This window comes from Aquaspirillum soli (assembly GCF_054781915.1).
Genome location: NZ_BAAGTM010000002.1, coordinates 112941 through 137731 on the forward strand (window position 1 = coordinate 112941; position 24791 = coordinate 137731).

Consider the following 24791-nt stretch of genomic DNA (forward strand, 5'->3'; position numbering starts at 1 on the left):
ATGTCAATAGAATTGCAAAGCCCTCGATGGTTGAGGGCTTGCCAACACTGAACAAACGTTATTCGTACACTCCCGCCTCATGTGCCTGCACATCGGCATGATAGCTAGACCGCACCATCGCACCGACTGCCGCATGTTTAAAGCCCATTTCGTAGGCCTTATTCTCAAACACCTTAAACTGCTCTGGTGTGACATAACGCAATACGGGCAAATGGCCATTAGACGGCTGTAGGTACTGACCAATGGTAATCATATCAATATCATGGGCGCGCATATCCGCCATGACTTCATAGACTTCCTCATCCGTCTCACCCAAACCAACCATAATCCCCGACTTCGTGACCACATCCGGATTACGCTGTTTGTACTGTTGCAGCAGTTGTAAAGAATGCAGATAGTCCGAACCCGGACGCGCTTGTTTATACAAACGTGGGGCCGTTTCTAAATTGTGATTCATCACATCCGGACGGTCTATCGATAAAATATCGAGTGCCAATTCCAACCGACCACGAAAATCTGGCACCAAGACCTCAATTTGGGTTGAGGGTGATAAGCGGCGGATTTCGCGGATACATTCAGCAAAATGCTCGGCCCCGCCATCGCGCAAATCATCACGATCAACGGAAGTAATCACCACATAGCGTAATCGCAGCGAGGCAACTGTCTCTGCTAAATGTTTTGGCTCATTAGGATCGAGCGCATTAGGCCGGCCATGACCCACATCACAGAACGGACAGCGGCGAGTACAGATGTCGCCCATGATCATAAAAGTGGCCGTGCCTTTGCTAAAACACTCGCCGATATTAGGACAAGAGGCCTCTTCGCATACCGTATGCAGTTTTTGGCTGCGTAAAATGTCTTTAATCTCAAAAAAGCGTTGGCCAGTGGGCAACTTGGCGCGGATCCACTCTGGTTTTTTTAATTTTTCTTCTAGTGGCACAATTTTGATTGGAATGCGGGCTGTTTTGGCCTCGCCTTTGTGTTTCACGCCAATAGCGTTATCTAATTTCATGGTGAGTCTTCTCCGACTTCTGCTTCAAGTTGTGTGTAGAGATGGGGCAGAAGTTGTGCCGCACATTCTGCAACCGATAGCGTGATACCGAGCTGGCGCAATTGTGTTACCGCCAAACCTGCATAGCCACAGGGATTGATGACACTGAACGGTGATAAATCCATATCCACATTCAGCGACAGGCCGTGATAGGTGGCGCCATTCCTGATACGCAGTCCCAACGAGGCAATCTTGGCACCATTGACATACACTCCCGGTGCATTGACATCGCCATAGGCTTCAATCCCGTGTTGCGCCAACAAAGCAATCACTGCCCGTTCTATACGCCGCACTAGCTCGCGGACACCATAACCATAGCGTTTTACATTCAACAACAAATACACCACCAACTGACCGGGGCCGTGGTAGGTGATTTGTCCGCCACGGTCGGTTTTGACCACTGGAATCGTGGTGTGATGGAGTAAATGCTCTGGCTTACCGGCCAGCCCCTGTGTGAACACAGGCGGATGCTCAACCACCCAAATTTCATCGGCAGTCTCGGCTGTGCGTTGCTCGGTAAAAGCCTGCATGGCACGCCAAGTGGGTTCGTATTCCACTTGGCCTAAAGAGCGGACAATCGGTCTCACGTTATAACACCACCTTCACCAAAGGATGGCTGGTGAGCGCCAAATAGAAATTATCGAGCTGAATGCGCGATTGGGCCTCGAAAGTGATGGTGAGGGCGACATAATTCCCCCCCTTACTTTCACGGCTTTCAACCATGCTGGCATCGAAGGTTTCGATATGCGTAGCCGCCACCTGACAAATCGCAGGAAACAGCTCGGGCACGTTGTGACCCATGATTTTGATGGGGAATTGGCAGGGAAACTGCAACAAATCCTGAGTGGAATCCGACATGGTGATGATTTCTTTACTGTAACATCAACTTGATGCTGTCGATTAAACGGCCAAAGAACCCCGCTTCGGGGACTTCTTTCAAGGCCACCAATGGTTGTTCAGCCAACACTTTGCCATCGAGGGACAAACTCAATTTACCGACGGTTTGGCCTGCTTTAATCGGGGCTAACAGCGGTTTTTGTGTGGTCATTTGCACTTGAATCTTGCGTGCAGTGCCTTTGGGGACAGAAACATACACATCACGGCTGACACCAATTTCCAGCTCGCTTTCTTTACCCTTGAACACGGGGAGTTTCGACACCGGTTTTTTGTTCATATACAGCCGTGGGGTATCAAAGAACTGTAACCCGTAGTTCAATAACTTTGAACTCTCAACCGCACGCGCTTCGGGGCTGCTGGTGCCAACCACCACCGACACCACACGGCGACCATCACGACGCGAACTGGCAACGAGGTTATACCCTGCCGCATCAGTAAAGCCGGTTTTCATCCCATCCACGTTGGGGTCACGATATAACAACAAGTTCCGGTTTGGTTGGGTAATGTTGTTATAGCGGAATTCTTTCTTGGAATAAATGGGATAAAACTCTGGGAAATCGCGGATCAGCGCATTGGCCAAAATGCCCAAGTCGCGTACGGTGGTGTAGTGCTGTGCCCCCGGTAACCCTGTGGCGTTTTGGAAGTTGGTGCCGTTCATGCCGAGGCGACGCGCCTCACGGGTCATCAACTGACCAAATACCTCTTCGCTGCCAGCAATCGCTTCGGCCAAAGTGACACACGCATCATTCCCCGATTGGATAATCATGCCGTGGATCAGATCATTGACGCTAACGGGGATCCGAGGGTCAAGAAACATCCGCGACCCTTCTGTCCGCCAACCTTTTTGCGACACAGTCAGCTGTTGTTCTAACGTGAGCCGTTTTTCCTTCAACGCTTTGAAGGTCAAATAGGCCGTCATCAATTTAGTCAGCGAAGCTGGCTCAATGCGGGTATCAGGGTCGCGGGCAGCGAGGGTTTGACCACTATAAAAATCGTTCAAAATATAAGCCCGTCCCGCGATATCAGGTGGCGGTGGTGCAAAAGCACCTTCTGCCACCGCAGAAACGGATGTGGTTGCCAGCGTCACGGCTAAGGCATAAGCAAGCAGGTTTTTCATGCGAATTTGAAATAATCAGTTAAAAACAGCACTCATAAACAGAGCAAAGCTAAACTTTACTCGCGAAAAAGAGAATTATACACATGGGGCCGATTTGCGTTTTCGGAAGCGAAAATCTTATTACTGCAATCGCGCTGATCAGCGGCGATGTGATCCATGCGATTAGCTGAGGAATGGCAACAGCAGAGGGAGTAAAAAACAGCGCAGGCAGGCAGTGTACCTGCCTGTCAGTGTGGGGTGTGGAGAAGGGCAGAACAGTCGCTAACCACGACTTAAAAACGGCTTCATCGCATTATCAATCTTTTTTTGTGCTTCTTCTTCGAGCATGATGACCCGCTTGGCCCAAAAATACGGCGAGATTTTAATGAAGTGCTCTGGTGTCATGCGCAGAATATCTGCCGCTTTCAGCACTTCATCCCAATCGCGGTTTGGCATTTCGTAACTGGAGATAATCACCCCGTTGGCCGAGGGAGTGAGGCTTGGGGTATCGGGTAGGTTTTGCTCGGACATCAAAAACTTCCTCATCAACTGTGGTACGGCTGGCGCTTGCCATTTTACACTTTTTTATGTACCACTACACATAAACCTTTAACAACAGGGAAGGCTCATGCCTCATTGCATTATTGAACACTCGATTTCTCTCAACGGTGCAGATTTGGTACCGATTGTATTTGACGCTGCGCTGGTGTCAGGATTATTTGCCGAGAACGGTCAGGATATTAAAGTCCGAGCTTTAGCCTATCAACACTATCTGACCGGTAAAGAGAAATCTGATTTTGTTCATGTCACACTGAGAATTTTATCTGGTCGGACAGATGAACAAAAACAGTCTCTTTCACAAGTCGTTTTGCAACGCTTATCTGGTGTATCGCTGGAAAAGTGTTCGGTTACAGTGGAAATCGTGGAGATGGACAGAAACAGCTATGGCAAGTCGGTTTCTGTTTAGTGAAGGCAGTTAAAGCCTTGCAGCGCGCGGCTGTCAGCGATTTTGTAGGCATCCTACACCCCCGTTTTAAGATGCCTACAAAAATGCCTACAACTGTGCTGAATGCCTCTGTTGCGCACGGTTGTAGATAGTTGTCCTTGTAGGCAAAAAAAACAGCAAAGCCATGATTTTACAGGGTTTGCTGTTGTGGTGTGTTGCTTACTTCACGCCTTCGTTGAGGCTGAGTGGCGGAAGTGGTGGAGTTCACAGCACCTTGTACCATAAGGATTGTAGCGTTTTTGCACAAAAAATACCTACAAAGATGCCTACAAATTCACTCAGTGCCGAAAAAGTATTGCAAAAGAATATTTCTCTGATTAACCTTCCTCAATGACAAATCGCTTGAGGATGACATACCATGCGGCACATTATCATTGGCTCAATCATCGCCACACTACCCAAACAATAAGGGAGGACAAATGGCTTTCGACAAAATTCAGAATGTCCGACAAATTCGGCATGAATTAAACATGAACCAACTCGAATTTTGGGCAGCTGTGGGCGTGACCCAATCCGGTGGTTCTCGCTACGAATCAGGCCGCAACATGCCAAGGCCAGTACGCGAACTTGTGCGGATTGTCCACGTTGAAAAGATCGATTTATCGACAGTCAAAGGTAATGACTTTGAGATTGTCCAATACATCAAAGACACACACCCAGACCTGTACCACAGCCTTCAGAAGTCGGTTCAACAAAGCAAAGGCGAGAAATAGGATTCAATCAAATGAAAAGGTATCTTTCTATTTGTTTGGCAACTTTGGCTATTGTAATTAGTGGATGCACTTGTCTCGATACGCCAAGAGGGTTCACTGTGCATGAAGAGGTAATCCCTACCCAGAATAGTAGTGATTATTATCGCAAGTATAAATTCACTTTGCCTAATGAGTACCGATACAACTCTTCTCCATCTGTTCCATCAACTTCTGGATCTTCCACCTCAGATGCTCCATGCGTGACGGGTTACTGTGGCCCAGTTCATGTACGAGGGTATTACAGGAAAGATGGCACCTATGTCAGATCACACACTAGAAGGCGTTAAGAGGTGATCAAAAAAAAGGCCAGTTTCTGCTGGCCTTTTTTCAAAAAATATAGAAGCTTATTAGATAGTGTTCTCAATTCTTTTTGAATGCTGACAGGCTATAAATCTCTTCTATTTCTTCTTTGGTTGTGTCTGGCAAAGGCACTTTTTTTACATCGATTGGTTTTTTTTCTTGGCTAAACTCTGATTTAAAATATTGAAGTTCAAATCTTTGGTCTTCTATGTTTTCGAGAAGGCAATACTTTTCAATTAAGGCCTTATGTTCAGGGCTATCAAAGCTGTATATGGCCAGTAGCTGCAAAACTTCTGAAGATAAAGAATATTTTATTAACTCAATGTAAACATTATTGTTTGGTGTTAAATTTGCTTCAGGGGTGGATTGATCGATTTTTACAATTAGATGAATGTTTTTATTTAAAAAAACAATAAATAGATGAAGAAAGTTTAAATATTTAACAAGCCGGGAATCATCCTGTAAGATTGTTTTCTGGTATGACAAAGAAGAATCGCCGTGTTCGAATACACTGCTTGAAGTAATTTCTAACTGTGAGAAACCTCCTTTTTGTTTTTGTGAAATAGATTCAAGCATTTGATGATGCTGATCAAGCAATAAGAAAAACGTCGCTTCAAACTTTTGAACTGCTGTAATCTTTAACTGTTCATCTAAAACAAGCTGTGTCTTTTCCTGTGCTTCTGCTGCTCTCTTCAACTCATCACGAGTTAACTCCATTTCCTCTCGAGTCAGTTCCATCTCCTTGCTCTGAAGTCTGATTGTTCTTAACAATGCTAAGAAAGCCAATAGCGAAAATATTGGATTCAATGTCCCACCAATAAAGTCGCCAAAGGTTCCCCAATCCCCATTATCTTTGCTCAAACCATGGTTGAAATTGGCAAAATAAAAAATAACAACAACAACCAATATAATCAGTGCGAAAGAAATTGCATATCTATCAAATTTCGTATGGCCTGTGCTAAATCGCTTGGAAAATTTGCGTAGAAAAGTAAAAACGCTCATTAGCTTACCCCTAATAAAGTGCTAACTGGTCGAACCATGCTTCACTAAAAATCAGACTCTGACAAACTGTAAGTGGTCATGTTTCCGTTATAGACTTTATACAAAGTCATGGTGAAGTCGCTATATTGAATACCATCAAATGTTCTTGTCTCTTGTAGAGAAAAGAGCTCCGAGCGTGAAAGCTCACCAGAACTAAGATCCCGATAACGAATATCATATCTACCTGCTGTTACATTCTTTGCTGTAAAACGACTGAATGCAGGAATATAAAAATGTCGTACTGGACGAGCATGCACGCCATCCAAAGAAACCAACTTAACAAACACATCAGACTCATTATTACTGTTATCCACAGTCAAACGAGAATACCCATCATTGTTAAGTCTTGGGTAACCCACGATATAGTTTGCTGTAGTTGGCCAAGGACTACCATTAGGAGCTGTCGCAGGTCTAACAAAGGCAGAAGTTTTCGGAGTAGGAGGATTTACTTGGTAAGGTTTTGAATCAGCCTGATAAGGTTTAGGGTCAGCCTGATAGGGAGGGAGTTTTGCTTGTGTAGTTTCGTTCTCACGGCCATCTAGCCAAAGGAACGAAATAAATCCAGCAATAATCGTTAAAGTATACCACTGATAATTATTAAATAAATGTTTGAAAAATCTACTAATCTTACTGGGTTTTTCTGGTATAGGCTCAGGGTTAGGCTCACGAGGAGGACTCTTGGGAGTAACAAAAATTCTAGGCTCATCCTCTAAAGTCTTTTCCTTTTCGGCTATCCATAAATCATGCTCAGCCCGTTTCTCAGGATCCGACAAAACATCGTAAGCCTCGTTAATGATAACCATGATTCTCTCTGCTTCAGGATCATTAAGATTTTTATCAGGGTGAAATCTTTGCGAGAGAGCTTTGTACGCTGCACGAATAACCTCTGGTGGAGCATTACGGGCAACTTTCAAATTATCATAATGAGTTCGGATTCGCTTCATGGCTGTTCTGTAGATGTGCGATTAAAGACAAACTGCTTTTTTATGAAAAAGCAATAATACCATAATCATACATCACTGATTTACACCAAGTAAACTCCCCCCTTGACACCCCACCAAAAAAACCGTACCGTAAAAAACGGTGCTCAAAACACCTCAAACAGCGGTAACCCCATTGCGTCCGAAAACGGGGATTTTTTGCGTCCATAGATTTTGCATTGTGCCTGCAAAGCAGGGATAATTGCGCCTTCTTTGGTCGGGTGTGCGGCTAATAAAAAACCCGAAAGGGAAATATGCCCGCCGTCTGTTTGCGGTTTTGAGCACCTGACCGCCCTCTTACAGGGCCAATTCTCAAAAAATCAAACAGGAGTCCTTCATGGATGCTCAACCTATTTCCGACAGTAACATTCCTGTTGCGCCTATCGCCATCAACGCCATCGAAATCCAGCCAATCATTATCAATGGTCAGCCTGTGTTGACTCTGGCGATGATCGACAAAATTCACCAACGTCCAGAAGGTACTGCTGGGCGCAACTTCCGTGAAAATAAGTCTCGGTTGATTGAAAGTAAACATTACTTTCAAATCAGTTCCGACGAAATTCGTCGGAACAACCCTAAAGCTATTTCCACTGCAAGCAAACGCAAAGATGTAATTGTTATAACGGAATATGGTTACTTGTTGTTGGTCAAATCACTGACGGATGACTTGGCGTGGAAAATTCAAGAACAACTGATTGAATGTTATTTCCGCGCAGGTAGTCCAAATGTTCTGAATCAAACAGCCGAAGCCCTCACCTCCTCAGAACAGCGCACAATCCAAGAGCTAGTGCAATACAAAACAACCAACATCGACCCAACCAGCCGCCGCAAAGCCATCGCCGAAATCTACAGCCGCCTCGGCCACAAATTCCGCGTTGCCAAATACAGCCAAATCCCCCGCGCCCAATTCGCCGAAGCCATTACCTACATCATGGAAATGACCCTCAAAGCCAGCGCACACAAAAAGACCCCACCACAAAACACCCTTGGTGAAGCTGGATCATACCTCATCGAACAATACAGCCTCGCCCTCAAACAACTCCTCAAACACCAAGACACCACCATCACAACCACAATCGCAGACCACATCCAACAAAAATACGGTCAACCAATAAGACACATCCCAACCACAGAAGCAAACCTCATCTTTGCCTCACTCGAAACCCTACTCACCAACGCCATGCGAGCATGGCTACTCTGCTCAAACATCGAACGGTGGGTAATCGCAGAATGGGAAGGCCACAAAACCGACATGCCCAACCCAATCCGCCAAGTCCTACAAACCAACAACCACTACGACCCAAACGCCCTATCCATCTCCCGTAACATCAACCAACAAGCCATCCAAATGATCACCACCCAACCACAACTCACCCACATCTAACCCAAAAAAATACCCCATCCAATAAAGGATGGGGTCATTACTCCAACCACTCACCAATCATTACACAATACTGCTGAGTCAAATCGAAAAAATTAAAATAGTGAGATTATTTCGTTGGATGATTAACGAAAATCCCCAGTCGCACCGACTGCCACTTGTGGTCGGAGTCTAACACTGACTTGATCGTAAATTGGAATCTGGATACCTTCTTCTACTTCTAGGGTAACAGCAAGCCCGTAAGGAATGTCCTCATCAAGATTCGCTGTTGCATCCTTTTTGCAAATAATATGCAAACAGATATTGTCACCATCCTGATAAGCAGCGATTTTCTCTGATCCTTCAACGATTTCATGTTGCACGGTGCCCCTTAACACTTGGTTGTGGTCTGCATCTTGGCGGGTTAGTTTTAAGTGGGATTTGTTCCAGTTCCCCATAGGAACAACCTCAAGTTTTGCTTCGCGGAAGTTCTTGTGATATGAATTGACGGGGCTAAACCAAGCTAATGTGACTACCATTCGCCGCCATACATCGCTGCCAGAAAGAGCAGGCGGTAATGGGAACCGATAATCGTGAATTTCATTTTCACGAATTTTGCCATACCCAATTACTGTAGCGCGCTGTTCTGTACATGCTAGGACTCTTTCAATATCAACTGGTCCATAGCCAAGGTATCGACCTATTACTTCCTTAATTTTGCGTGAATTCCCAGCAGTTTTCAGTGCATTAGTGATTGCTGTGCGAGCGTTGTTATCCTGTTTTGCTCCATGCACCAATAAAGCCTTTATAACCAATGAGATAAATTCTTTTGGAATGCCTTGCCCGTCTTCAGTGTGCAATTTATCAAGTACCTCGTAGATACGTGCAGCACTCCGAGTAGCTAAAGCAGTTGCATTACTAGTACCCTGAGTGTAGGCAATGTTCGATGACTTACCTATTTGATTGCTATCCCAAGCAACTTTTTGTCCAGGCTTACCAATCGACTGATCCAGCGCATAAACAGTGCCTCTATTTTGTAGAGGTGTTCTATAAAGTTGCCGACCACCTGGCATGAGTATCTCTGGTTTGATAGAACGGCGAAATCCATATCCTAACCTTGCAGCAGGACTAAATAATGAAGATGTGCCTGGCAACAAGTCTGTGCGCTGTCCTACATGATAATTTCCGCTGCTGTCCGAATGAATCGCTCCAACCGAGATAGCATTGATAGATTCTGCCGGTGATAAAATTCGTCGCTCAGACAAATTCTTTTGGATACATTGCAATACGTGCTCGACCTGCTGTTCTTGATTCAAATTCTGGAATACTGGGACAGATAAACCGATGTCAATGCTATCTGTATAATTTCCTGCACTTACACAGAAAAGCACTCGGTATTTCCAAGACAACCAGTCAAGTAGTCGTGCCCAAGGACTGAGTGTGTGAATAAAAGGACGCGTTAAATCGCCAAGGGATAAGTTGATAACGCATATATCAGGTGCTTGTGCAGGTACTGTACCCTCACCCTCAAACATCCGCCTGACCGCACGTGCGATGCGATCTTCAAAGAAAATATCATCAGGAATATGTTCGCTTCGATTTGTTGGATTAGAGTGAGGGTCTGGTTGCATGACCGGTGCCACGTAAACCTGACGCAACAAAGGTTCAGACTGGCTATCTAACTCCCCGTGTACAACCAAAGATGCCATCGAAGTGCCGTGCTTCCTTTCCCCTGGCTGATAATGAGAGGAAAGATTGTCCGGATCATCAAGCAATAAGCGTCCCTTCAGTAAGTCATGCTGTACATTAGGTACACCATCCAGGATAGCTACGGTGGGAGGCAGATCAACTACAGCTTCAGAGATTTCTCGATCAAATCTATCATCAAATCCATCACTATCTTCTGTCACAGCAAGACTTTGCCCTGTCGGGCGAAAATACATCACACCATGAAAATTGAAGAGCTGAATTGCAGTGTCGTGAGATTCTGATTTCAGATCATTCAACAACTGCCGGATACTTTCTGCTGGTATTTCAGCCTTTACTGCATGAAATGCAATCTCGGGCATGTCGATAAAACTGCCTAACGTTTTCCCTCCGGCAGCTTCTAACAGTGTTGCCACATTACGCTCTGCGTGTGCACGTCGATTTTCTGTTTTGCGATAAAACAACTCTATCTGGCAACGGATCGGTTGATTTGGATTAATAGGGTCAAGCAAATCCTGCCATCGATCTAACATCCCTGTTTCGCCTAGAGTTTCTTCAATACCCCAACGACGAATATTTACCATCTGGTTGAACACATCACGCCACTTAGTTTTGCCAGCAGGTAGAGTTTTGTTTGCCCTCCACTGCTCCCAAAGTGACAAGAGTTTTCGCATGCCCTCTTCATTGCTAAGTGACAGAAACATTCTGCCTTTAACAGATTTTTCTGTAGGCTTTCCTTTGGAGTTTTTTTCGAAGAAATTCTCATCAGGAGGAATATCATCAATATCCCATTCACCTAACCACTCCAAACCAATTGCTTCAACCGCCTGCCGGAACTCGTTAACGCTGCCTGCGATCTCAATAACTAAAACGGTTTCAGGTTCTAACCCAGCAACTGAACCACTGATATTAACTTTGTAATGGTCAAATTCTTGCTGCAGAGCAGTCAATTGTGGATATAGGCGAGCAACCTGTTTCTTGTGGCTGGGGAAATGGGGCTGACTAGATGGAAAGCCAGTCCCCTTTGATGGTGGTATGGTTGCTGCCTGTGGAAATACCAAAAGGGGACGAGACTTTTCCATCAGTGATCTACTCCTTCTTTTTCTTTAACTGTTACTGTGTTCTCATTGCTGATCGGCTTCAATCTATTTTTCCACTGAGCCAGCTTAAGCTTAGTTATTTGCTTGGCATTGTCTGTTTTCATGTCAAGAACAGCACGACGAACAATACCAAGACAGAACTCTTCAGTTTCTGCAAAATTGAGTCCGAGTAGATGCGCTGCTAAAGTGCCTGACCTGTATCCAAAGTTGACGTTACACCGTTCACTAATAGAAGTAATATATTGGGTCAGTTGTGTCTTGGTTGGCAGTGGCAACTCAATACGTAATTGGAAGCGTCGCCAGACAGCTTTATCCAGAAGCTCTGGGTGATTGCTGGCCGCAACTACAACTACATAGTCAGGCATTTCATCTAATTGCAATAGCAAAGAACTCACAACACGTTTTATCTCACCCGTTTCGTGGGTATCCCCCCGTTCCTTGCCTAGAGTTTCAAACTCATCAAAAAATAAAACACAGCGTTGAGTTCTTGCATAATCTAGTAGATTTTTTAATCGGGAAGACGTTTCGCCAAGATAACTACCAATTAAATTTTCATATCGAATGACGATAAGTGGATACATCAGCTCGTAAGCTAATGCTTCGGCCAAAGTTGTTTTGCCATTTCCGGGAGGCCCTGCAAGCAAAACTCGGTGTCTTGCTCTGAGATTATGAGCATGAAGAATTTCTGCTCGATGTTGTTCTTCGATAAGCTCCTGAAACTGGCTTTTAACTTTTTGTGGTAATACCAAACTTGCTAAATCACGTTCTGGGGTAATTTCGTAGAAAAGGTCTTTATAAGAATTGTTATTTATTGTTTTTGTAACTTGAGGGCGAGCAGATGGTGATGAACTGGGTTGTAATGCCTTTGTCAACCGTTCCGCAAGAAGCCTATGCCCCTTCAGTTTTTCCTCTTGAATAAGTCCTTCTGCTGCTTTGCGGAAAGCAAGCTGATCACCGCTTGTTCCGTTTTTAACTAAATCCACTAATAAATCAGCTTGTGCCATTACTTTTCGCTCCAAAAAATGCTCAGGCGGTCATCTGCTCACTGCTACAAACAAGCACAACACCTCTAACGGCGCAAGGCTACCATGTATCACTGTGAAGGCCAAAGAACGGCATGTTAGCTCCTACAGCTGAAATAATTTATCTACCTACATCTCTATAAATTTACGTCACATCTTTCAACAAAATTTCAATTAAATATAGTAATTATTTGATTGAACATTGTATATGTTTTTTAACCAAATTTAAAACAAAAATTACCAATTTTACTAGCTTTTAGCGAAACAAATTTCAAACTTATTTTGACCACGATCAAATAATTCTGAATTCACAGGTAATTCTAAAGAATTAATGAATAAGTATCCCTCATCGCTTGCTATTTCAATGATTATGTTTTTAATCTCACTTTTAAGAATAAGTTCAATGGCCGATTGAAATAGCGTTTGGCCGACACCCTTTCTCCTATAGTTAGGACCTACATAGATTTTGTAAATTTCTGCTGCAGTATCGATATCGGAAAATAATAATGATATAGAAGCTACACCAACAATCTGATCATGATATTTTGCTGCCAAGTATATGGGTTGGCCGTATCCGTCACCTACCCAGATGTCTCTAAGCTTAGAATTTTTTTCCTGTTCTAAAATATTTTGTAAAGAGATTAGTTCTTCTCTTGGTACTTCTACGATCGTTATAGTCATTTTTTTTTCCTTAGAAGTCTCATGTAACATCATGATTTTTGCCCGCCCAAAAGTAAGAGAAAATGCTTAATATGGTTGGTTTTTTATGCAAAGACAAAGCCTACATCCCAAACCAACCAATGTCAATCGACTAAAAACACCCCCCATCACCACCCCCGACACTGCCGATACTCAGCCTCACGCCGAATCACCAAACCCCGTAACACCTTCCCACCAGCCTTATTCCACCGCAAAATTTCCTCACAAGCACCTACATAATCCGAAGCATTCAACTTGCGTACCAAAGTCGAACCACAAAACGCACCCCCACCAATATTGTACGAAAGACTAATGTAAGCATCATACTCATGCTGATAAAGAGGCACCTTAACACACCGCCTCAATGCCCCCTCATACTGGCCCACATCCGCCACAGCCCTAGCCAACGCCTGCACCGGCGTAATCTTGTCGCCAAGCTTTACGCCTTCTGTTGTCCCAAACCCAATCGTTGGCACATCACCCTTGATCGGAATATATGCCTCGCTGCGATACCCCTCCGCAGTCAACAACCCAACAAAAGCCGATGCCGACAACACCAACGCAGCAACAGCATGACGAACCTTACTCATCCTCACCCACCCCCAAAATGCCACGACGCATCAACTCCAACGCCAAACGATGCTTCTCCTCCTCGCGCCGATCCTTCCGCCGCTGATAAAACACATTCAACAAAAACGTCAAAACAGCAGTCACAATACCAATCACAACCCCAACATCAGTCAACGTCAAAGCCGATGCCACCGACACCACACCACCAACATAACTCCCTGCTTCAGCCCCATTCTTCGGCATACCAGACATTCCAAACCCCCAAATAAAAAAGCCCACCGATTCACACCGGTGGGCACAAAAAACAACCAATCAAAAAAAACGACTACTGACCCTCAACTGCACGAATAGCACGGTCAAACTCAGCATTAAATGCCCGCATCACCCGCACCTTTTCCTGACCAATCAAAGCCAAATTCTCCTCAGTCTTCACATCATTCTGCTCCCGTGCCCGAACCTCCAAACCACGCAACTCAGACAGCCGACGCCTATAAACATCAACCGCCTCACCCAGCGCAATATAAGGCCCAAAATCACGTTCAATCTCAGCCATCAAACGCTCATTTCCCGCCTCACGAAACGCCTCATAAGCCTGATGCTTAGACTCAACCCGATCCAACCCCTCATAAAACAACCGCGAATCATTCCGGGCATTATCCGCCCCAGACAACTGACGCAACACAGGTGCCTGCTGCCAACCCTGCTCATCCGCGCTCAACGCCTCCATGATGTCCGTCACAAACCGCAACGACCCACCACCAAAAAACGTTACCGCATTTTTCAACTCCGCTGGACGAACCGAAACCAAACCATCCTCTACCGCATTACCACCCGTCGCCCCATTCAACCACGAAGCAAACACCTGCCATCCAGTCCCCTCCATCGAAGGAAAATACTGCTCCGACTTCGCCACCTTCTGACCATACATCGGCGTTGGACTCATCTGATTTCCAAAGCCATTTTCATTACGGATATTCTGCGAAAAAGGCTGCAACACTGCCGGTAATACCGCATCCAACATCCCACCAGCACCAGCACTCCCAACCAATCGAGAACCCCCAATCGGGTTAAACGAATCAACCGCACTGCTTGCCATCCAACCCGCCGCCCGAGTGGGATCCATGCCACGCGCAGGGTCATCACGGTTGCGCAACACATCCACCAACCCCACACCCAACACAGCAAACACATTCCAGCCATACGGCAAAGGCACCTTAGCGTAAGCACCACTCACACCAGTCGGCACAATCAAATTCCGTGACTTATCACTCGCCGGAATCTTGTCCCAAATCGGCCGCCCATCCTCATCCTCACCCAACGCCTCAGCCGAAAATGCCGCCAACAATGCCGCACTACCCGCCATTGCCGCCGCTGCCATTGCCACCTTTGGATGCTTCATCGCATGCAAAAATCGCTCAGTCCCCTGAATCGCTGGATTAAAAAACAAAAACCAAGCACTGGCCTTGCGCTGCGAACCACGTCGGTTAAAGTTCACCGTCACATCCTTCGCAATCGCTGCCGCTTGCTCAGGCGAAAGTCCATTCTCACGCGCAAGCCGAAACGCCGCCAACCGATTCACCGACTCAATCGCAGCATTCGCATTCTCAATCGCCTTCAAGACCCCCAACCCAGCCTGCTTAAACTGAGCACGCTTATTACCAGCAGCAACCTCCACCTGACGGGCAGCATCCTCACCAATCTGCGTCAACGTCCGAAAATCCATAAAACCAGTGAGCCCACCATTCGCCCGCATCTCCCGATAATAACCCTCCCAATCCGTAGGCAAACCGTTCTGATCTCGCGCTACCTTCTTCGCACGATCCATCGCAAAATTCATCTTGAAAGCCGTAGGCAAAGCCCTTGCCGCATAAGCCACCCCCTTAGCTGCGCCCTTAAAACCAAACGTTGCAAGGTTCTGAAAAAATGCCCCCTGAGTATCCCGAATCCCATTCAACACAGTAAAAGTCGGGTTATAGCCCGTGAACACCGCAGCAAGATAACGATTCGCCGCCGACAGCGTATCCAACACCCAACCCATCTGCTTCTCGTCATGAATACCCGACAAAGCCTCAGCAAGCTGCCGATCCTTCAAACGAATATGCACCTCTCGCCCAGCAACCTTAACCGTAAACACCTCTGGATCAGTTGCCACATTCAATGTATTGCGCAACGAAACCTGACCATCCGGCCCAATCACGCGCCCCCACTTACCAGCAGCACCCTTCTGAAACACATCAGACACCCAAAGATTCGCGTCAGGGTTATCCAAAACAAACTGCAACAACACCTTACCAACCCGATTATTCTCCGCCCGATTGATAGCCCGTAACCGATCAGCAATCACATTCTCAATAATCTGCCCAGCCAACGACCCGCGCCCCATCGCACGCTTCGATTCAGCCCCTCGCACATTACCCACCTTGCCAGACTCAACCACAGCAGCAGGCTGCACAGCCTGCCCAGTGTCTTCATCAATCTGCTCAAAGCCCTTGAGCGGCACATAAGCTTGATACACCCCCTGCCAAGTCGCTGCCGTATTACTGTCGATCAAACCAGCCTCAAACATATAATCAGATGTCTTACGCGCAATCCCCTGCAATCGGCCAACAAACTGCTCCAGCTCGGCAAACTTATCCCCATACTTATCACGCAAAAAGTCCACCTTCTGCTGAGCATCCGCATTCGTCATCCCAGACCCACCATCCGGATAACGTGGGTTAATTTTTGCAATCTGTGCATTACGCTCAGGCGCATGTAATGCATACGCCAACAACGCCACATCATCCAAATCAATCCCAGAACGACCCACATCGCGCAGCAAAGGCACAACCTCAGTCGCCTGAAAATCCTCACTTAATGCCAGTTTTCTGCCATGTGATAGCGTCTCCGCCTGATACACATTGCTCTTATCATCAAGCGTACCCCCTTGCCCAACAACCGCCTCCTGAACTTCCTTCACACGGATATAACGGTCTTGGTTCACCTCCCGCGCACGTCTCGCTGCCCGTTTCCACTTCGCAGACTTGCCCTCTGCCTGAGGCAAACTAAACCCTGCACCTGCATCTGCACTGTCTCTTGAGCCTCCCACAGAAAAAAACAACGTACTTGCCGGATTAACCGCCACCACCTCACCACGTGGCGTTTTCGCAAACCGATCTGCATCGCGCAACAAACGATAAATATCCCCATCACTAATGCGCGTTACCCAATCAGCCTTAAACCCAGCCCGCCGCAAAAACTGCCGAATCGCCTCAAAAACCCGATTCATCAACGTATCATCAGCCGAACGGTAACCACGCTCAGCCATCACCGCCACAATCTCACGAGCCCGAGTCTCCGGTGGTAAATCCGGTTGTGTCTTATCCACCCAAGCAGCAGCCTCTGCCGCAAACCGGTTTCCCGACAAACTCATCCGCGTGACACGATGCACAAACTGATCCATCAAATCCTTGCCTAACATCTCCTCCATGCTGGCATGGCCCACCACCTCATGCAGCAACACCTCACGAGCGCGGTCCACATCCTGAATATTCTCACCAATCAAATACACCTGATTGCGCGTCGGATCCCAAAGACCCTCAACACCAGTAATCCCACCCTGTAATAAATGACGCTGAATCGAGGCCGGCAAATCATCCTCATAATCCACCACCTTCACATTGCTACGACCATTCCGAAAAGCGGCCAACTCAGAAGCCAATGCCGACTCAATCTCATCACTCGACAACCCAAACGATTCAAACTCCCCATCTTGCCCAGCCTCATCAACGGCCCCATCCACCAAGCCACTATCTTGATTTTGACCTCGGCCAGCCGAACGACTTAACAAAATCGGATCATCCTCCGGCACATCGATTTCGCCGCGAGCAAATAAATCAGCAAAAGTTTGCACGCCCGTGTGGGGGCGACTGGGTACCGATGAATCCTTAACGGCCGTAACACCACCGCCACCAATAGAAGGCTGATCCAATGAACCAACCCCAGTATGAGATCCAGACACCTCAGCACCCTCAGCCTCAACAAACCCATCTGCCAACAAACGCGCCTGTGCCATCGACAGAATCGACTCAGGCCGTAACATCTCATCCCGCGCCACGGCTGCCATCTGCGACTGAACTAACTTTTCTTGCGCAACAGGGTGATAGACAGGCCCATCCGAAGATAAAATATCGTACAGCCCACCAATATCCACCTTCCCGTGCTCATCCTGCCCCAAATACCCATACTCACTCAACGCATGGGCCATATCATCCAAAGACAAACCACCCTCACGGCGAAACACTGGCTTACCAAACAAACTGCCACGATTAACCCGCTTAGCTTCATCCGTGATCGTATTGCCATACTCCGATTGCACCTGAGCAACATCAATCCCGCCCAACTTCGCAATCGCCGTCAAAGCATCATCACGCTCAATATCCACCTTCGCCAAACCAGAGCGACGCATCTCCAATTCTGGTACTACAACCTGATTTACTTCATTGCGTACATCATCTAACGCTTTCAACAACGATTCCGGCGTATAACCTGGATGCTTGCCCGCAGTGATGCCTGTTGGCGTATCCAAGCTCGGATCAAGCGCACGCGGTAAATTCAACTCTGCCAATCGCGCATCAAGCCCTGCATTCTGCACCTCCGACAACCCACCCACTCGCCCCTTAGCATCCACCACCACAGAAGGCTGTAGCAAAGGTAATAAACCAATAGGCTGGCCTAACGCCTTCAACAACGACTCAGACGTATAACCCGGATGCTTACCAGCAGTCATATCTGTTGGCGTATCCAAGCTCGGATCAAGCGCACGCGGTAAATTCAACTCTGCCAATCGCGCATCAAGCCCTGCATTCTGCACCTCCGACAACCCACCCACTCGCCCCTCAGCATCCACCACCACAGAAGACTGCTGCAAAGGCAACAAACCACTAATAGGCTGCCCTGCCTGAAAACGAATACTGGCCTCACCATCTGGTGCAACATCAATCACACGAGTAATTTCAGGCTCACCACTCACAGACTTTTCCGACACAGGGGACACACGGCGAACCTGCGATGCCGGCACAGGCATGTTCGGCATAGGCGCATCAATATCAATGCCCATTCGGCGTAATAAATCACTGTCATTCGGCCCAGAATCCGCCACACTAGGCTCAACCGTACCTGCCGTGCTGGTATCTGTCGAAGTCACATCTGGCTTAGGCTCAGTCGTTGACGCTGCTGGCTTAACCCCTCGACCCCTAACCTCGGCCACCCCCTGCGAAGCAACCCCCATCGCACCACCGGAAATACCGCCCTTCAAGAAACCATCAATTGCCTGATGCAGTAATCCTTCATTCCAATAAGGCTTGCCATCCACATACCGCACAGCACCTTGCTCAATCAAAGTCTGTGCTAACTCAGTTGCACCCTCAGATAAAAACTGTACACCAGCAGCCTTACCAAGCCGACCCAACACACGCCCCTGAATCGCCTCAGTAACAACAGGCCCAAACGCCTTTTTGATTGCCATCAACTGCGGAATAGCATCAAGCGAACCCGCCACAGTCCCAGCAACAACAGCAACACCGGGACGTTTCTCGCCCGTTTGCTCATAAATATCACCATAAATACCGCCAGTGCTCATCCCAACCGAAGTAGGCACCATCGCGGCTGTTGCCCCCTGTGCGCTACGTTTTGCCACATGCGAGGCCAACGCTTTGCCTGCCAAATTTGTCACCGACTTTTCTGCAATCTTTTTGGCAACAAATCCACCGCCACCACCTGTAACCAAGGCTGGAACAATCGATGCAGCATTCTCCGCTAAAGCCTCAATCCCATACCGCACCGCATCATCAAAAGACTTCACATTCTGATAAGTCCCAATCACCGCTGGATTCTGCGCTGCCTCCTTCTTATTACGCAGATACCCCTCCAAGCCCCAACGGTTCACATCATCAAGCCCCGCAACATCCCCCACCACAGCAGCAAGCCCATACCCCAACGACTGCAAATTATCGACACCACGCGCAAAATCACGCCCTGCCTGCTCAACAAGACTAGGCCGCTTTCCCTCTTCAGCTGGCTGCTGCGCGACAGAACTACCCCGCTTTTCTCCACTGGCTGGCTGCTGCTTAAAATTCTCGGCTTGGTTAAACAATCGCTTATTCTCTACAGCCATCTCAGACCGTTCACGGTGCAATGACTTATAAAGCCCTGCAATCGCCTTCGCCTTAGCGGTCACCTCATCACGATAAGCACGAGTTTTCTCACCCCACTGCGCCACATTATCGCCAGCAAAATGGGCCGCAATCGCATCAGGCACAGACAACCCCCGATCAATACGCTGCCGCATCTCCATTGCCGCCGCAAACACCGACTGCCGCGTATCGCGTGGATCAATCCCCAATGCCTTAGCCGTGCTAGGGATGTATTGCATCATCCCCACAGCCTGACCATATTTCGTCATCGGCCCCACGCGACTGCCATCAAATCGAGTCTCCTGATGACCAATTGCCAACAACGCATTCACCGGCACCTGATAGCGAACCGCCGCCTCCTCAAACACAGACAACGTCTGAGCATCAGGCAACAAATTTTCAGTACCACGCACAGCGCGACGTTCGCCACCAACAGAATGCGCTTTTGCACTGGCAACAGGGCTCAAATCCGCCATACCAGAAGCCAACAACCCCGTGCTGTTTGCCTTCGCAAAAGCCTCTGGGTCATAAGTCACTGCACCCGATCCACCATACAAACCGCTATCATCTGGCAACATACATCGCTCCAAAACAAAAACCCCGTGAGCAAAACCCACGGGGCACAAAAAATAAAACCCATCTCATGCGATGGGTGTTGCTGATCAAACACACTGACAACAATTGCAATACACAAAAGGCATAGTCAATGGTAATAATAAAGCGTCCACTAACACGCCATCTCATACCATGAAACTCAAACAAACACTCTACGTTGCCTGCACCTTGGCTATCCTTGCCCTGTCTCCTTCTGTGCTTGCAAAAACACCACCCAAAAAACTATCAGACGAACAGATCCGTAAAATCCTCATCCAACAATCTATCGATGCCTATCCAGGAAACTGCCCTTGTCCGTACAACACCATGAGAAATGGCCGATCTTGTGGTGGGCGCAGTGCCTACAATCGACGTGGTGGCTATGCCCCACTTTGCTACAACGAAGACGTCACAAAATCAATGGTACAAGCCTATCGGAATCGAGGTTAACTACTCCGTTGGATCCCAAATTGGTGGCTGAGTCCCATTCTGAACTGGCTTTTGCTCTGGTCGTTTGAGCAATTGTTCCTGTAAAAATTGACGGTACTTGGCTGCCTCCTGCTCCAACGCCCGATTCTGAGCAACAATCGCCTCACGCTCACTCGGCAAGGCCTTCGAGGCCGCATTATTATTCGCTCGAATCTGCGTCAACACCCCATCCAACATACGTTGCACCGTATTTGCCTGATTCGTCCGAATCTGGTCATGACGATAAGAATGATCCTGCACAGCCGACTGCGACTCAGGCAACTGGCTAAACGTCCCGTTATACCGATTCACCAGTACGCCACTACCCGTATCAAATGCAGCACCGCCCTTCAATGCCCCCTGCACCATCGCCACATCAGATGTCCGCATCCCACCTTTCAACATCTGATCTCGCATCATATTCTCAGCCTGCACACCATCCGCCCCAGCCATTGCCTGACGATTTGCCCCAACTCCACTGGTCAACATCTCCAACGCACGCTTCGCCCGTCGATTTGTCTCCGCCACAAAAGACAAATTCTGACTATCTACTTTCCCAGACCGAATAGCCGCAAGACTCTGCTGCAACTCAGGCACCGTCACGCCACTGTGGATAGCCACATGATCCTGCACAGTCGGATCATTTAACGGCAGCAAATGTTTCTTTGCTTCCAGCTCTACCTTGTGACGATCCCGTGCTAATTCACGCGTAAACTCCAAAGCCTCTGCCTGCTGCTTTTGCTCTGCAGCCTCACCAGTAACCTTAGACTGATAAAGCATACCCAAAGCCTGAGCCCCCGCCTGAGCCAAAGCCGCACCGATCAACCCCTTGCTCATTCCGACATCCCCTCATCCATAACCACCCCCTGCGGCATGAGCCCACTGGCCGGTGGTGGACTGGCTTGACCACCACCCTGCACCAACGTCTTGCCATACTCAATCGCATCTCGGAATGCTTGCTGTGGATCCTGTGTCGCACCCATCGCAGCAAACAACCCCACAATCTGTTTCGTTACATCAATACTGGCCGCACTCAACATCCGATCATCAATCTGTACCCCTGCCTGAGCTGCAGAACCTTGCAATCCCAACAACGTCTGCACCACCGCCCCACCCACCACCTGACCCACATCGCCCTGTTGCGCCTGTTGCAGCATCGCCATAAACATCTCTTGACCAGTCAAATGCTCAATCGCCATCAAAACCAACCGCTCATAATTCAGGTTTTGCCCATCGGCAGCAGGCGCCCCAGACGACAAGGGCGACATCTCGTCGCCCCCACCCACTGCTGCCTGTCCAGACTGCTGAACCAAAGCATCAATCGACACCCCATTCTCAACAGGACGATCCACCACATCCTGCCGCATACCTTGCTGAAGCAAACCCATCATGCCCCTCCCTGCATTGCTGCAGCTAACAAACCACCCGATCCCCAACGCTCCTTGGGTACCATTGCCCAAGCCGCACGGCGTACCTGATCATCAATCTCTTGCTGTCGCTGTGCCAACGTTCTAGAAAACTCACTCTCACGCTGGCCCAAATTAGATTCAAACTGATAGTCCTCCTGCCCAAGCTTTCGTGAAAACTCACTTTCACGCTGGCCAAGTCCCGCTTCAAATTCATACCCCCGCTGCCCCAGCGTCTGATCAAACTGACTTGACTGCATGTCCAGCTCACGGTTCTTAACTGCTAAAGCTTCAGCATTCGATAACTGACCCGCCTTAGCACTCTGATACCCACCGATGGCATTCAGTCCTATTGCACCCAAGCCCAACAAATTCTTGCTGTTGAGTAACGTATCCAACCCCTTACCAAAAGCGGACAACAACGAAGATGCTCCATTACCAACTGCCGCTGATAATGCACCCTGACTATCACCCCCATCAAAAGACATAAAATCGCTTGGGTTAATCTCACCCGACACATCAAAATCAAAGAAGCGCCCATCATCATCAGTGAACGGGGCATAACCCTCACCAATCGGCTGAGCCACATAAGACCCATCATCACCAATCCCATAATCAGCCCAACTAGATTTCGCTATACTCTCCGCATCAAAACCAGCATGGTCAGGCAAAGACGAAAAACCATAAATCTCAGGTGAAAAAACATAGCCACCCGTATCACCCCACATGCCTTCTTCCATTTACCCTCCCAACCGATTCAAAAAAGTAAACAACTGCTGCCGAGCCTGTTGGGCAGCAAGCGCCTTTTCCTGTTGACTGAGTTTCGACTGTGCTATTTGACGCATTGCCGACTGAAACAGCTGATTAGCCTGCCCCGCAACTGCCGCCGCATTACCATACCCAGCCATCCCACTCTGCAACAAACCACCACGTCCCCATGTTTCAGCCCGTACGCCACCAAAACGCTGCCCATGAAGATTCGACTCACCGGCTGTATTAACGCCATAAGCAGATGTCCGGCTAACTGTCCCTTGGTTTGCCTTAGTCTTGGCGACCTCATCACCCACAATCACATTGATCGCCCGCTGATAAGCCAAACTTGGATTATCAGACCCCATCACTGCAGCCCAATTCACATACTTGTCGCGATGAGGCTGTGCCCCCAGCAAAGATTTGGCAGATAACAAATCCAAGCCAGAAGCCTTAGCAAAGACCTCTGCTGATGGCTTACCACCGCCATAACGCGCCATATTTGCTTCATCAACCACAAGCTGAGACGCACCCAAAGAATCAACCGAAAACAAACTTGGCTGAGGTTTTTCAGGCTGCGGCTGTGCCGGCAGTGACTCAACGCCATTCTTCGCCGTCCAATCACTCACCGTACCTGCTGACCAACCCTTTACCCTCTCCAATTGTTCAGCAGACACGCCGTGCTGTTTTGCAGCATCGTAAATGTCTCTCTCAGTCCGTGGTGCCGCAGCAAACCAATTACGCACATCTTCATCAGACACAGCCATCACACCCCCCAATCAATAACTTGCAGCAATCGACCATGCTTGAACCCACCCGGGCTGTGCCTGAAAAGTGGCATTCAACTGAGCAATATTGTTATCACGCAACTGCTGGGCAGCTTGGATCGCAACAGCCTTATCCTCAGGATTCATCTGAGCACCCTGAATACGCGCCACGTTTTCCTGATAAATCGCATTTGCTTGACTCGTCATCTGCAAATAACTGTTGCGCAGCGAATAACTAAACGATTGCTCCGAATCAGTCGATCTCCACTGTTGCTGCATCGTTGCCAACTCCTTGTTGTATTGATGCTGCATTGCTAGTGTTTGCATGGCGAATTCTTGCTGCTGCGCTGTACCAGCAAACTTGTTTTTCCAATCAACATTATTCAAACGATTTTGAAAATAACGTTGCGCATCAGGGCCAGCAATCTCAACTGCCTTTGCAATCATTGCTTCCATTGCTGCTGTTTCAGCCATAGAAGAATTCAATAAACCTCGTGCTGCAAACCCTGCTCTTGCCTTATCAGCGGCTTGCCGCAAAACAGGGTTATTCTCAGCAAGTAAGCCATTGATTCGACCCTCTATCGTCTCTGTTGGCGCACTGACTGCAGAATCAAAAACCGGCTGATAAGGGCTTGGCGCCGGTGATGGAGGTGGACTGGCTGTTTGCGTACTAGGGAAAGAAAAAGACATCGGGGGTGGTGCTTTAATAGGACCAGCCTCGTAAGACCCAACCTTTTGCCCAAGACCGTTATAGATACCAAAATCAATTTGGTTCCCATAAACGTCATAAGCTCTATCCGAAGGATTACCAGTTGAGTTATACAACGTCCCAGATGATGGCAACCCAAAAGGCTGTGTTGAATTAGCCTTTTTCCGATCCTCTAGCGCACGATAAAATTCACTAGACCAACCAGATGGAGATGCCGTTGGCGCCGGACTGGCCGACCAATTTGAACTACCCATATTAGTCGGGGCTGGCGTTGGTGAGGGTGCGCTAACAGGTGTCGAGGGTTTGGGGATCGTCTCGGTTGTACCTGCCTTGCTCCCCGACA

22 protein-coding genes are annotated in these 24791 nt (G+C 47.9%); 4 read left to right on the forward strand and 18 right to left on the reverse strand.

The annotated features are described in order from the left end of the window. Positions 1-58: 58 nt before the first annotated feature. The 5 genes from lipA to ACYVJG_RS02555 form a co-directional block, all read right to left on the reverse strand. Positions 59-1012, reverse strand: a complete 954-nt coding sequence (gene lipA, locus ACYVJG_RS02535; protein WP_460429623.1) for a lipoyl synthase — start codon at positions 1010-1012, stop codon at positions 59-61. Beyond that, positions 1009-1629 (reverse strand): lipoyl(octanoyl) transferase LipB, encoded by a 621-nt coding sequence (lipB, locus tag ACYVJG_RS02540; RefSeq protein ID WP_460429871.1) that lies wholly within the window; start codon positions 1627-1629, stop codon positions 1009-1011. Before lipB ends, lipA begins: the two co-directional genes overlap by 4 nt. A gap of 10 nt (positions 1630-1639) precedes the next feature. Further along, positions 1640-1909, reverse strand: coding sequence for a YbeD family protein (locus tag ACYVJG_RS02545; protein ID WP_460429624.1), 270 nt, complete (start codon positions 1907-1909; stop codon positions 1640-1642). 13 nt (positions 1910-1922) lie between these two features. Further along, positions 1923-3065, reverse strand: a complete 1143-nt coding sequence (locus tag ACYVJG_RS02550) for a D-alanyl-D-alanine carboxypeptidase family protein (RefSeq protein WP_460429625.1) — start codon at positions 3063-3065, stop codon at positions 1923-1925. A gap of 261 nt (positions 3066-3326) precedes the next feature. Further along, entirely contained in the window at positions 3327-3575 is a 249-nt protein-coding gene (locus ACYVJG_RS02555) for a hypothetical protein (protein WP_460429626.1), read from the reverse strand. 97 nt (positions 3576-3672) lie between these two features. Here ACYVJG_RS02555 and ACYVJG_RS02560 point away from each other — a divergent pair, with 97 nt between their 5' ends. Further along, positions 3673-4011, forward strand: coding sequence for a 5-carboxymethyl-2-hydroxymuconate Delta-isomerase (locus ACYVJG_RS02560; protein WP_460429627.1), 339 nt, complete (start codon positions 3673-3675; stop codon positions 4009-4011). Between the two features lie 458 nt (positions 4012-4469). Continuing rightward, positions 4470-4763 carry a helix-turn-helix domain-containing protein gene (locus ACYVJG_RS02565; RefSeq protein WP_460429628.1) on the forward strand — a complete coding sequence of 98 codons (294 nt, stop codon included), beginning with the start codon at positions 4470-4472 and terminating at the stop codon, positions 4761-4763. 399 nt (positions 4764-5162) lie between these two features. Here ACYVJG_RS02565 and ACYVJG_RS02570 read toward each other — a convergent pair whose 3' ends face one another. After that, positions 5163-6104 carry a hypothetical protein gene (locus ACYVJG_RS02570; RefSeq protein WP_460429629.1) on the reverse strand — a complete coding sequence of 314 codons (942 nt, stop codon included), beginning with the start codon at positions 6102-6104 and terminating at the stop codon, positions 5163-5165. A gap of 44 nt (positions 6105-6148) precedes the next feature. Continuing rightward, positions 6149-7087, reverse strand: a complete 939-nt coding sequence (locus ACYVJG_RS02575) for a J domain-containing protein (protein WP_460429630.1) — start codon at positions 7085-7087, stop codon at positions 6149-6151. 373 nt (positions 7088-7460) lie between these two features. On the opposite strand from ACYVJG_RS02575, the gene ACYVJG_RS02580 reads away from it, so the two are divergent. Further along, complete coding sequence (locus ACYVJG_RS02580; protein WP_460429631.1) at positions 7461-8507, forward strand: ORF6N domain-containing protein; 1047 nt, start codon at positions 7461-7463, stop codon at positions 8505-8507. Between the two features lie 122 nt (positions 8508-8629). Here the strand turns inward: ACYVJG_RS02580 and ACYVJG_RS02585 are convergent, their stop codons facing one another. The 6 genes from ACYVJG_RS02585 to ACYVJG_RS02610 all read right to left on the reverse strand — a co-directional run bounded on the left by ACYVJG_RS02585 (position 8630) and on the right by ACYVJG_RS02610 (position 20332). Then, positions 8630-11272 (reverse strand): S8 family peptidase, encoded by a 2643-nt coding sequence (locus ACYVJG_RS02585; protein WP_460429632.1) that lies wholly within the window; start codon positions 11270-11272, stop codon positions 8630-8632. Next, entirely contained in the window at positions 11272-12294 is a 1023-nt protein-coding gene (locus ACYVJG_RS02590) for an AAA family ATPase (RefSeq protein ID WP_460429633.1), read from the reverse strand. The genes ACYVJG_RS02585 and ACYVJG_RS02590 overlap by 1 nt, the downstream gene beginning before the upstream one ends. 267 nt (positions 12295-12561) lie before the next feature. Further along, positions 12562-12993: a GNAT family N-acetyltransferase gene (locus ACYVJG_RS02595; protein WP_460429634.1), complete on the reverse strand. Its 432-nt coding sequence runs from the start codon at positions 12991-12993 to the stop codon at positions 12562-12564. A 146-nt stretch (positions 12994-13139) separates the two neighbouring features. Beyond that, positions 13140-13601: a lysozyme gene (locus ACYVJG_RS02600; RefSeq protein WP_460429635.1), complete on the reverse strand. Its 462-nt coding sequence runs from the start codon at positions 13599-13601 to the stop codon at positions 13140-13142. Then, on the reverse strand, positions 13594-13824 hold the full coding sequence (locus tag ACYVJG_RS02605; RefSeq protein WP_460429636.1) for a phage holin: 231 nt from the start codon (positions 13822-13824) through the stop codon (positions 13594-13596). Before ACYVJG_RS02605 ends, ACYVJG_RS02600 begins: the two co-directional genes overlap by 8 nt. A gap of 82 nt (positions 13825-13906) precedes the next feature. Then, positions 13907-20332, reverse strand: a complete 6426-nt coding sequence (locus ACYVJG_RS02610; protein ID WP_460429637.1) for an LPD38 domain-containing protein — start codon at positions 20330-20332, stop codon at positions 13907-13909. Between the two features lie 169 nt (positions 20333-20501). Here ACYVJG_RS02610 and ACYVJG_RS02615 point away from each other — a divergent pair, with 169 nt between their 5' ends. Next, on the forward strand, positions 20502-20798 hold the full coding sequence (locus ACYVJG_RS02615; RefSeq protein ID WP_460429638.1) for a hypothetical protein: 297 nt from the start codon (positions 20502-20504) through the stop codon (positions 20796-20798). Here ACYVJG_RS02615 and ACYVJG_RS02620 read toward each other — a convergent pair whose 3' ends face one another. From ACYVJG_RS02620 to ACYVJG_RS02640, 5 genes are read right to left on the reverse strand one after another with little or no spacing between them, the layout of a single operon-like run. After that, positions 20799-21653 carry a hypothetical protein gene (locus ACYVJG_RS02620; RefSeq protein WP_460429639.1) on the reverse strand — a complete coding sequence of 285 codons (855 nt, stop codon included), beginning with the start codon at positions 21651-21653 and terminating at the stop codon, positions 20799-20801. After that, on the reverse strand, positions 21650-22207 hold the full coding sequence (locus ACYVJG_RS02625) for a hypothetical protein (RefSeq protein WP_460429640.1): 558 nt from the start codon (positions 22205-22207) through the stop codon (positions 21650-21652). Before ACYVJG_RS02625 ends, ACYVJG_RS02620 begins: the two co-directional genes overlap by 4 nt. Then, positions 22204-22962: a hypothetical protein gene (locus tag ACYVJG_RS02630; RefSeq protein WP_460429641.1), complete on the reverse strand. Its 759-nt coding sequence runs from the start codon at positions 22960-22962 to the stop codon at positions 22204-22206. Before ACYVJG_RS02630 ends, ACYVJG_RS02625 begins: the two co-directional genes overlap by 4 nt. Next, a complete protein-coding gene (locus ACYVJG_RS02635; protein ID WP_460429642.1) occupies positions 22963-23739 on the reverse strand; it encodes a hypothetical protein in 777 nt (258 codons plus the stop codon). Positions 23740-23751: 12 nt separating this feature from the next. Next, entirely contained in the window at positions 23752-24702 is a 951-nt protein-coding gene (locus tag ACYVJG_RS02640; RefSeq protein WP_460429643.1) for a hypothetical protein, read from the reverse strand. Positions 24703-24791 lie beyond the last annotated feature (89 nt).

Excerpts from the sequence above, each read along its gene's own strand:
- ACYVJG_RS02570 (WP_460429629.1), bottom strand. The coding sequence starts at position 6,104 with ATGAGCGTTTTTACTTTTCTACGCAAATTTTCCAAGCGATTTAGCACA.
- ACYVJG_RS02595 (WP_460429634.1), bottom strand. The coding sequence starts at position 12,993 with ATGACTATAACGATCGTAGAAGTACCAAGAGAAGAACTAATCTCTTTA.
- ACYVJG_RS02580 (WP_460429631.1), top strand. The coding sequence starts at position 7,461 with ATGGATGCTCAACCTATTTCCGACAGTAACATTCCTGTTGCGCCTATC.
- ACYVJG_RS02565 (WP_460429628.1), top strand. The coding sequence starts at position 4,470 with ATGGCTTTCGACAAAATTCAGAATGTCCGACAAATTCGGCATGAATTA.
- lipA (WP_460429623.1), bottom strand. The coding sequence starts at position 1,012 with ATGAAATTAGATAACGCTATTGGCGTGAAACACAAAGGCGAGGCCAAA.
- ACYVJG_RS02620 (WP_460429639.1), bottom strand. The coding sequence starts at position 21,653 with ATGAGCAAGGGGTTGATCGGTGCGGCTTTGGCTCAGGCGGGGGCTCAG.
- ACYVJG_RS02600 (WP_460429635.1), bottom strand. The coding sequence starts at position 13,601 with ATGAGTAAGGTTCGTCATGCTGTTGCTGCGTTGGTGTTGTCGGCATCG.
- ACYVJG_RS02585 (WP_460429632.1), bottom strand. The coding sequence starts at position 11,272 with ATGGAAAAGTCTCGTCCCCTTTTGGTATTTCCACAGGCAGCAACCATA.
- ACYVJG_RS02630 (WP_460429641.1), bottom strand. The coding sequence starts at position 22,962 with ATGGAAGAAGGCATGTGGGGTGATACGGGTGGCTATGTTTTTTCACCT.
- ACYVJG_RS02635 (WP_460429642.1), bottom strand. The coding sequence starts at position 23,739 with ATGGCTGTGTCTGATGAAGATGTGCGTAATTGGTTTGCTGCGGCACCA.
- ACYVJG_RS02610 (WP_460429637.1), bottom strand. The coding sequence starts at position 20,332 with ATGTTGCCAGATGATAGCGGTTTGTATGGTGGATCGGGTGCAGTGACT.
- ACYVJG_RS02555 (WP_460429626.1), bottom strand. The coding sequence starts at position 3,575 with ATGTCCGAGCAAAACCTACCCGATACCCCAAGCCTCACTCCCTCGGCC.
- ACYVJG_RS02545 (WP_460429624.1), bottom strand. The coding sequence starts at position 1,909 with ATGTCGGATTCCACTCAGGATTTGTTGCAGTTTCCCTGCCAATTCCCC.
- ACYVJG_RS02550 (WP_460429625.1), bottom strand. The coding sequence starts at position 3,065 with ATGAAAAACCTGCTTGCTTATGCCTTAGCCGTGACGCTGGCAACCACA.
- ACYVJG_RS02615 (WP_460429638.1), top strand. The coding sequence starts at position 20,502 with ATGAAACTCAAACAAACACTCTACGTTGCCTGCACCTTGGCTATCCTT.
- ACYVJG_RS02560 (WP_460429627.1), top strand. The coding sequence starts at position 3,673 with ATGCCTCATTGCATTATTGAACACTCGATTTCTCTCAACGGTGCAGAT.
- ACYVJG_RS02575 (WP_460429630.1), bottom strand. The coding sequence starts at position 7,087 with ATGAAGCGAATCCGAACTCATTATGATAATTTGAAAGTTGCCCGTAAT.
- ACYVJG_RS02640 (WP_460429643.1), bottom strand. The coding sequence starts at position 24,702 with ATGGGTAGTTCAAATTGGTCGGCCAGTCCGGCGCCAACGGCATCTCCA.
- ACYVJG_RS02605 (WP_460429636.1), bottom strand. The coding sequence starts at position 13,824 with ATGCCGAAGAATGGGGCTGAAGCAGGGAGTTATGTTGGTGGTGTGGTG.
- ACYVJG_RS02625 (WP_460429640.1), bottom strand. The coding sequence starts at position 22,207 with ATGATGGGTTTGCTTCAGCAAGGTATGCGGCAGGATGTGGTGGATCGT.
- ACYVJG_RS02590 (WP_460429633.1), bottom strand. The coding sequence starts at position 12,294 with ATGGCACAAGCTGATTTATTAGTGGATTTAGTTAAAAACGGAACAAGC.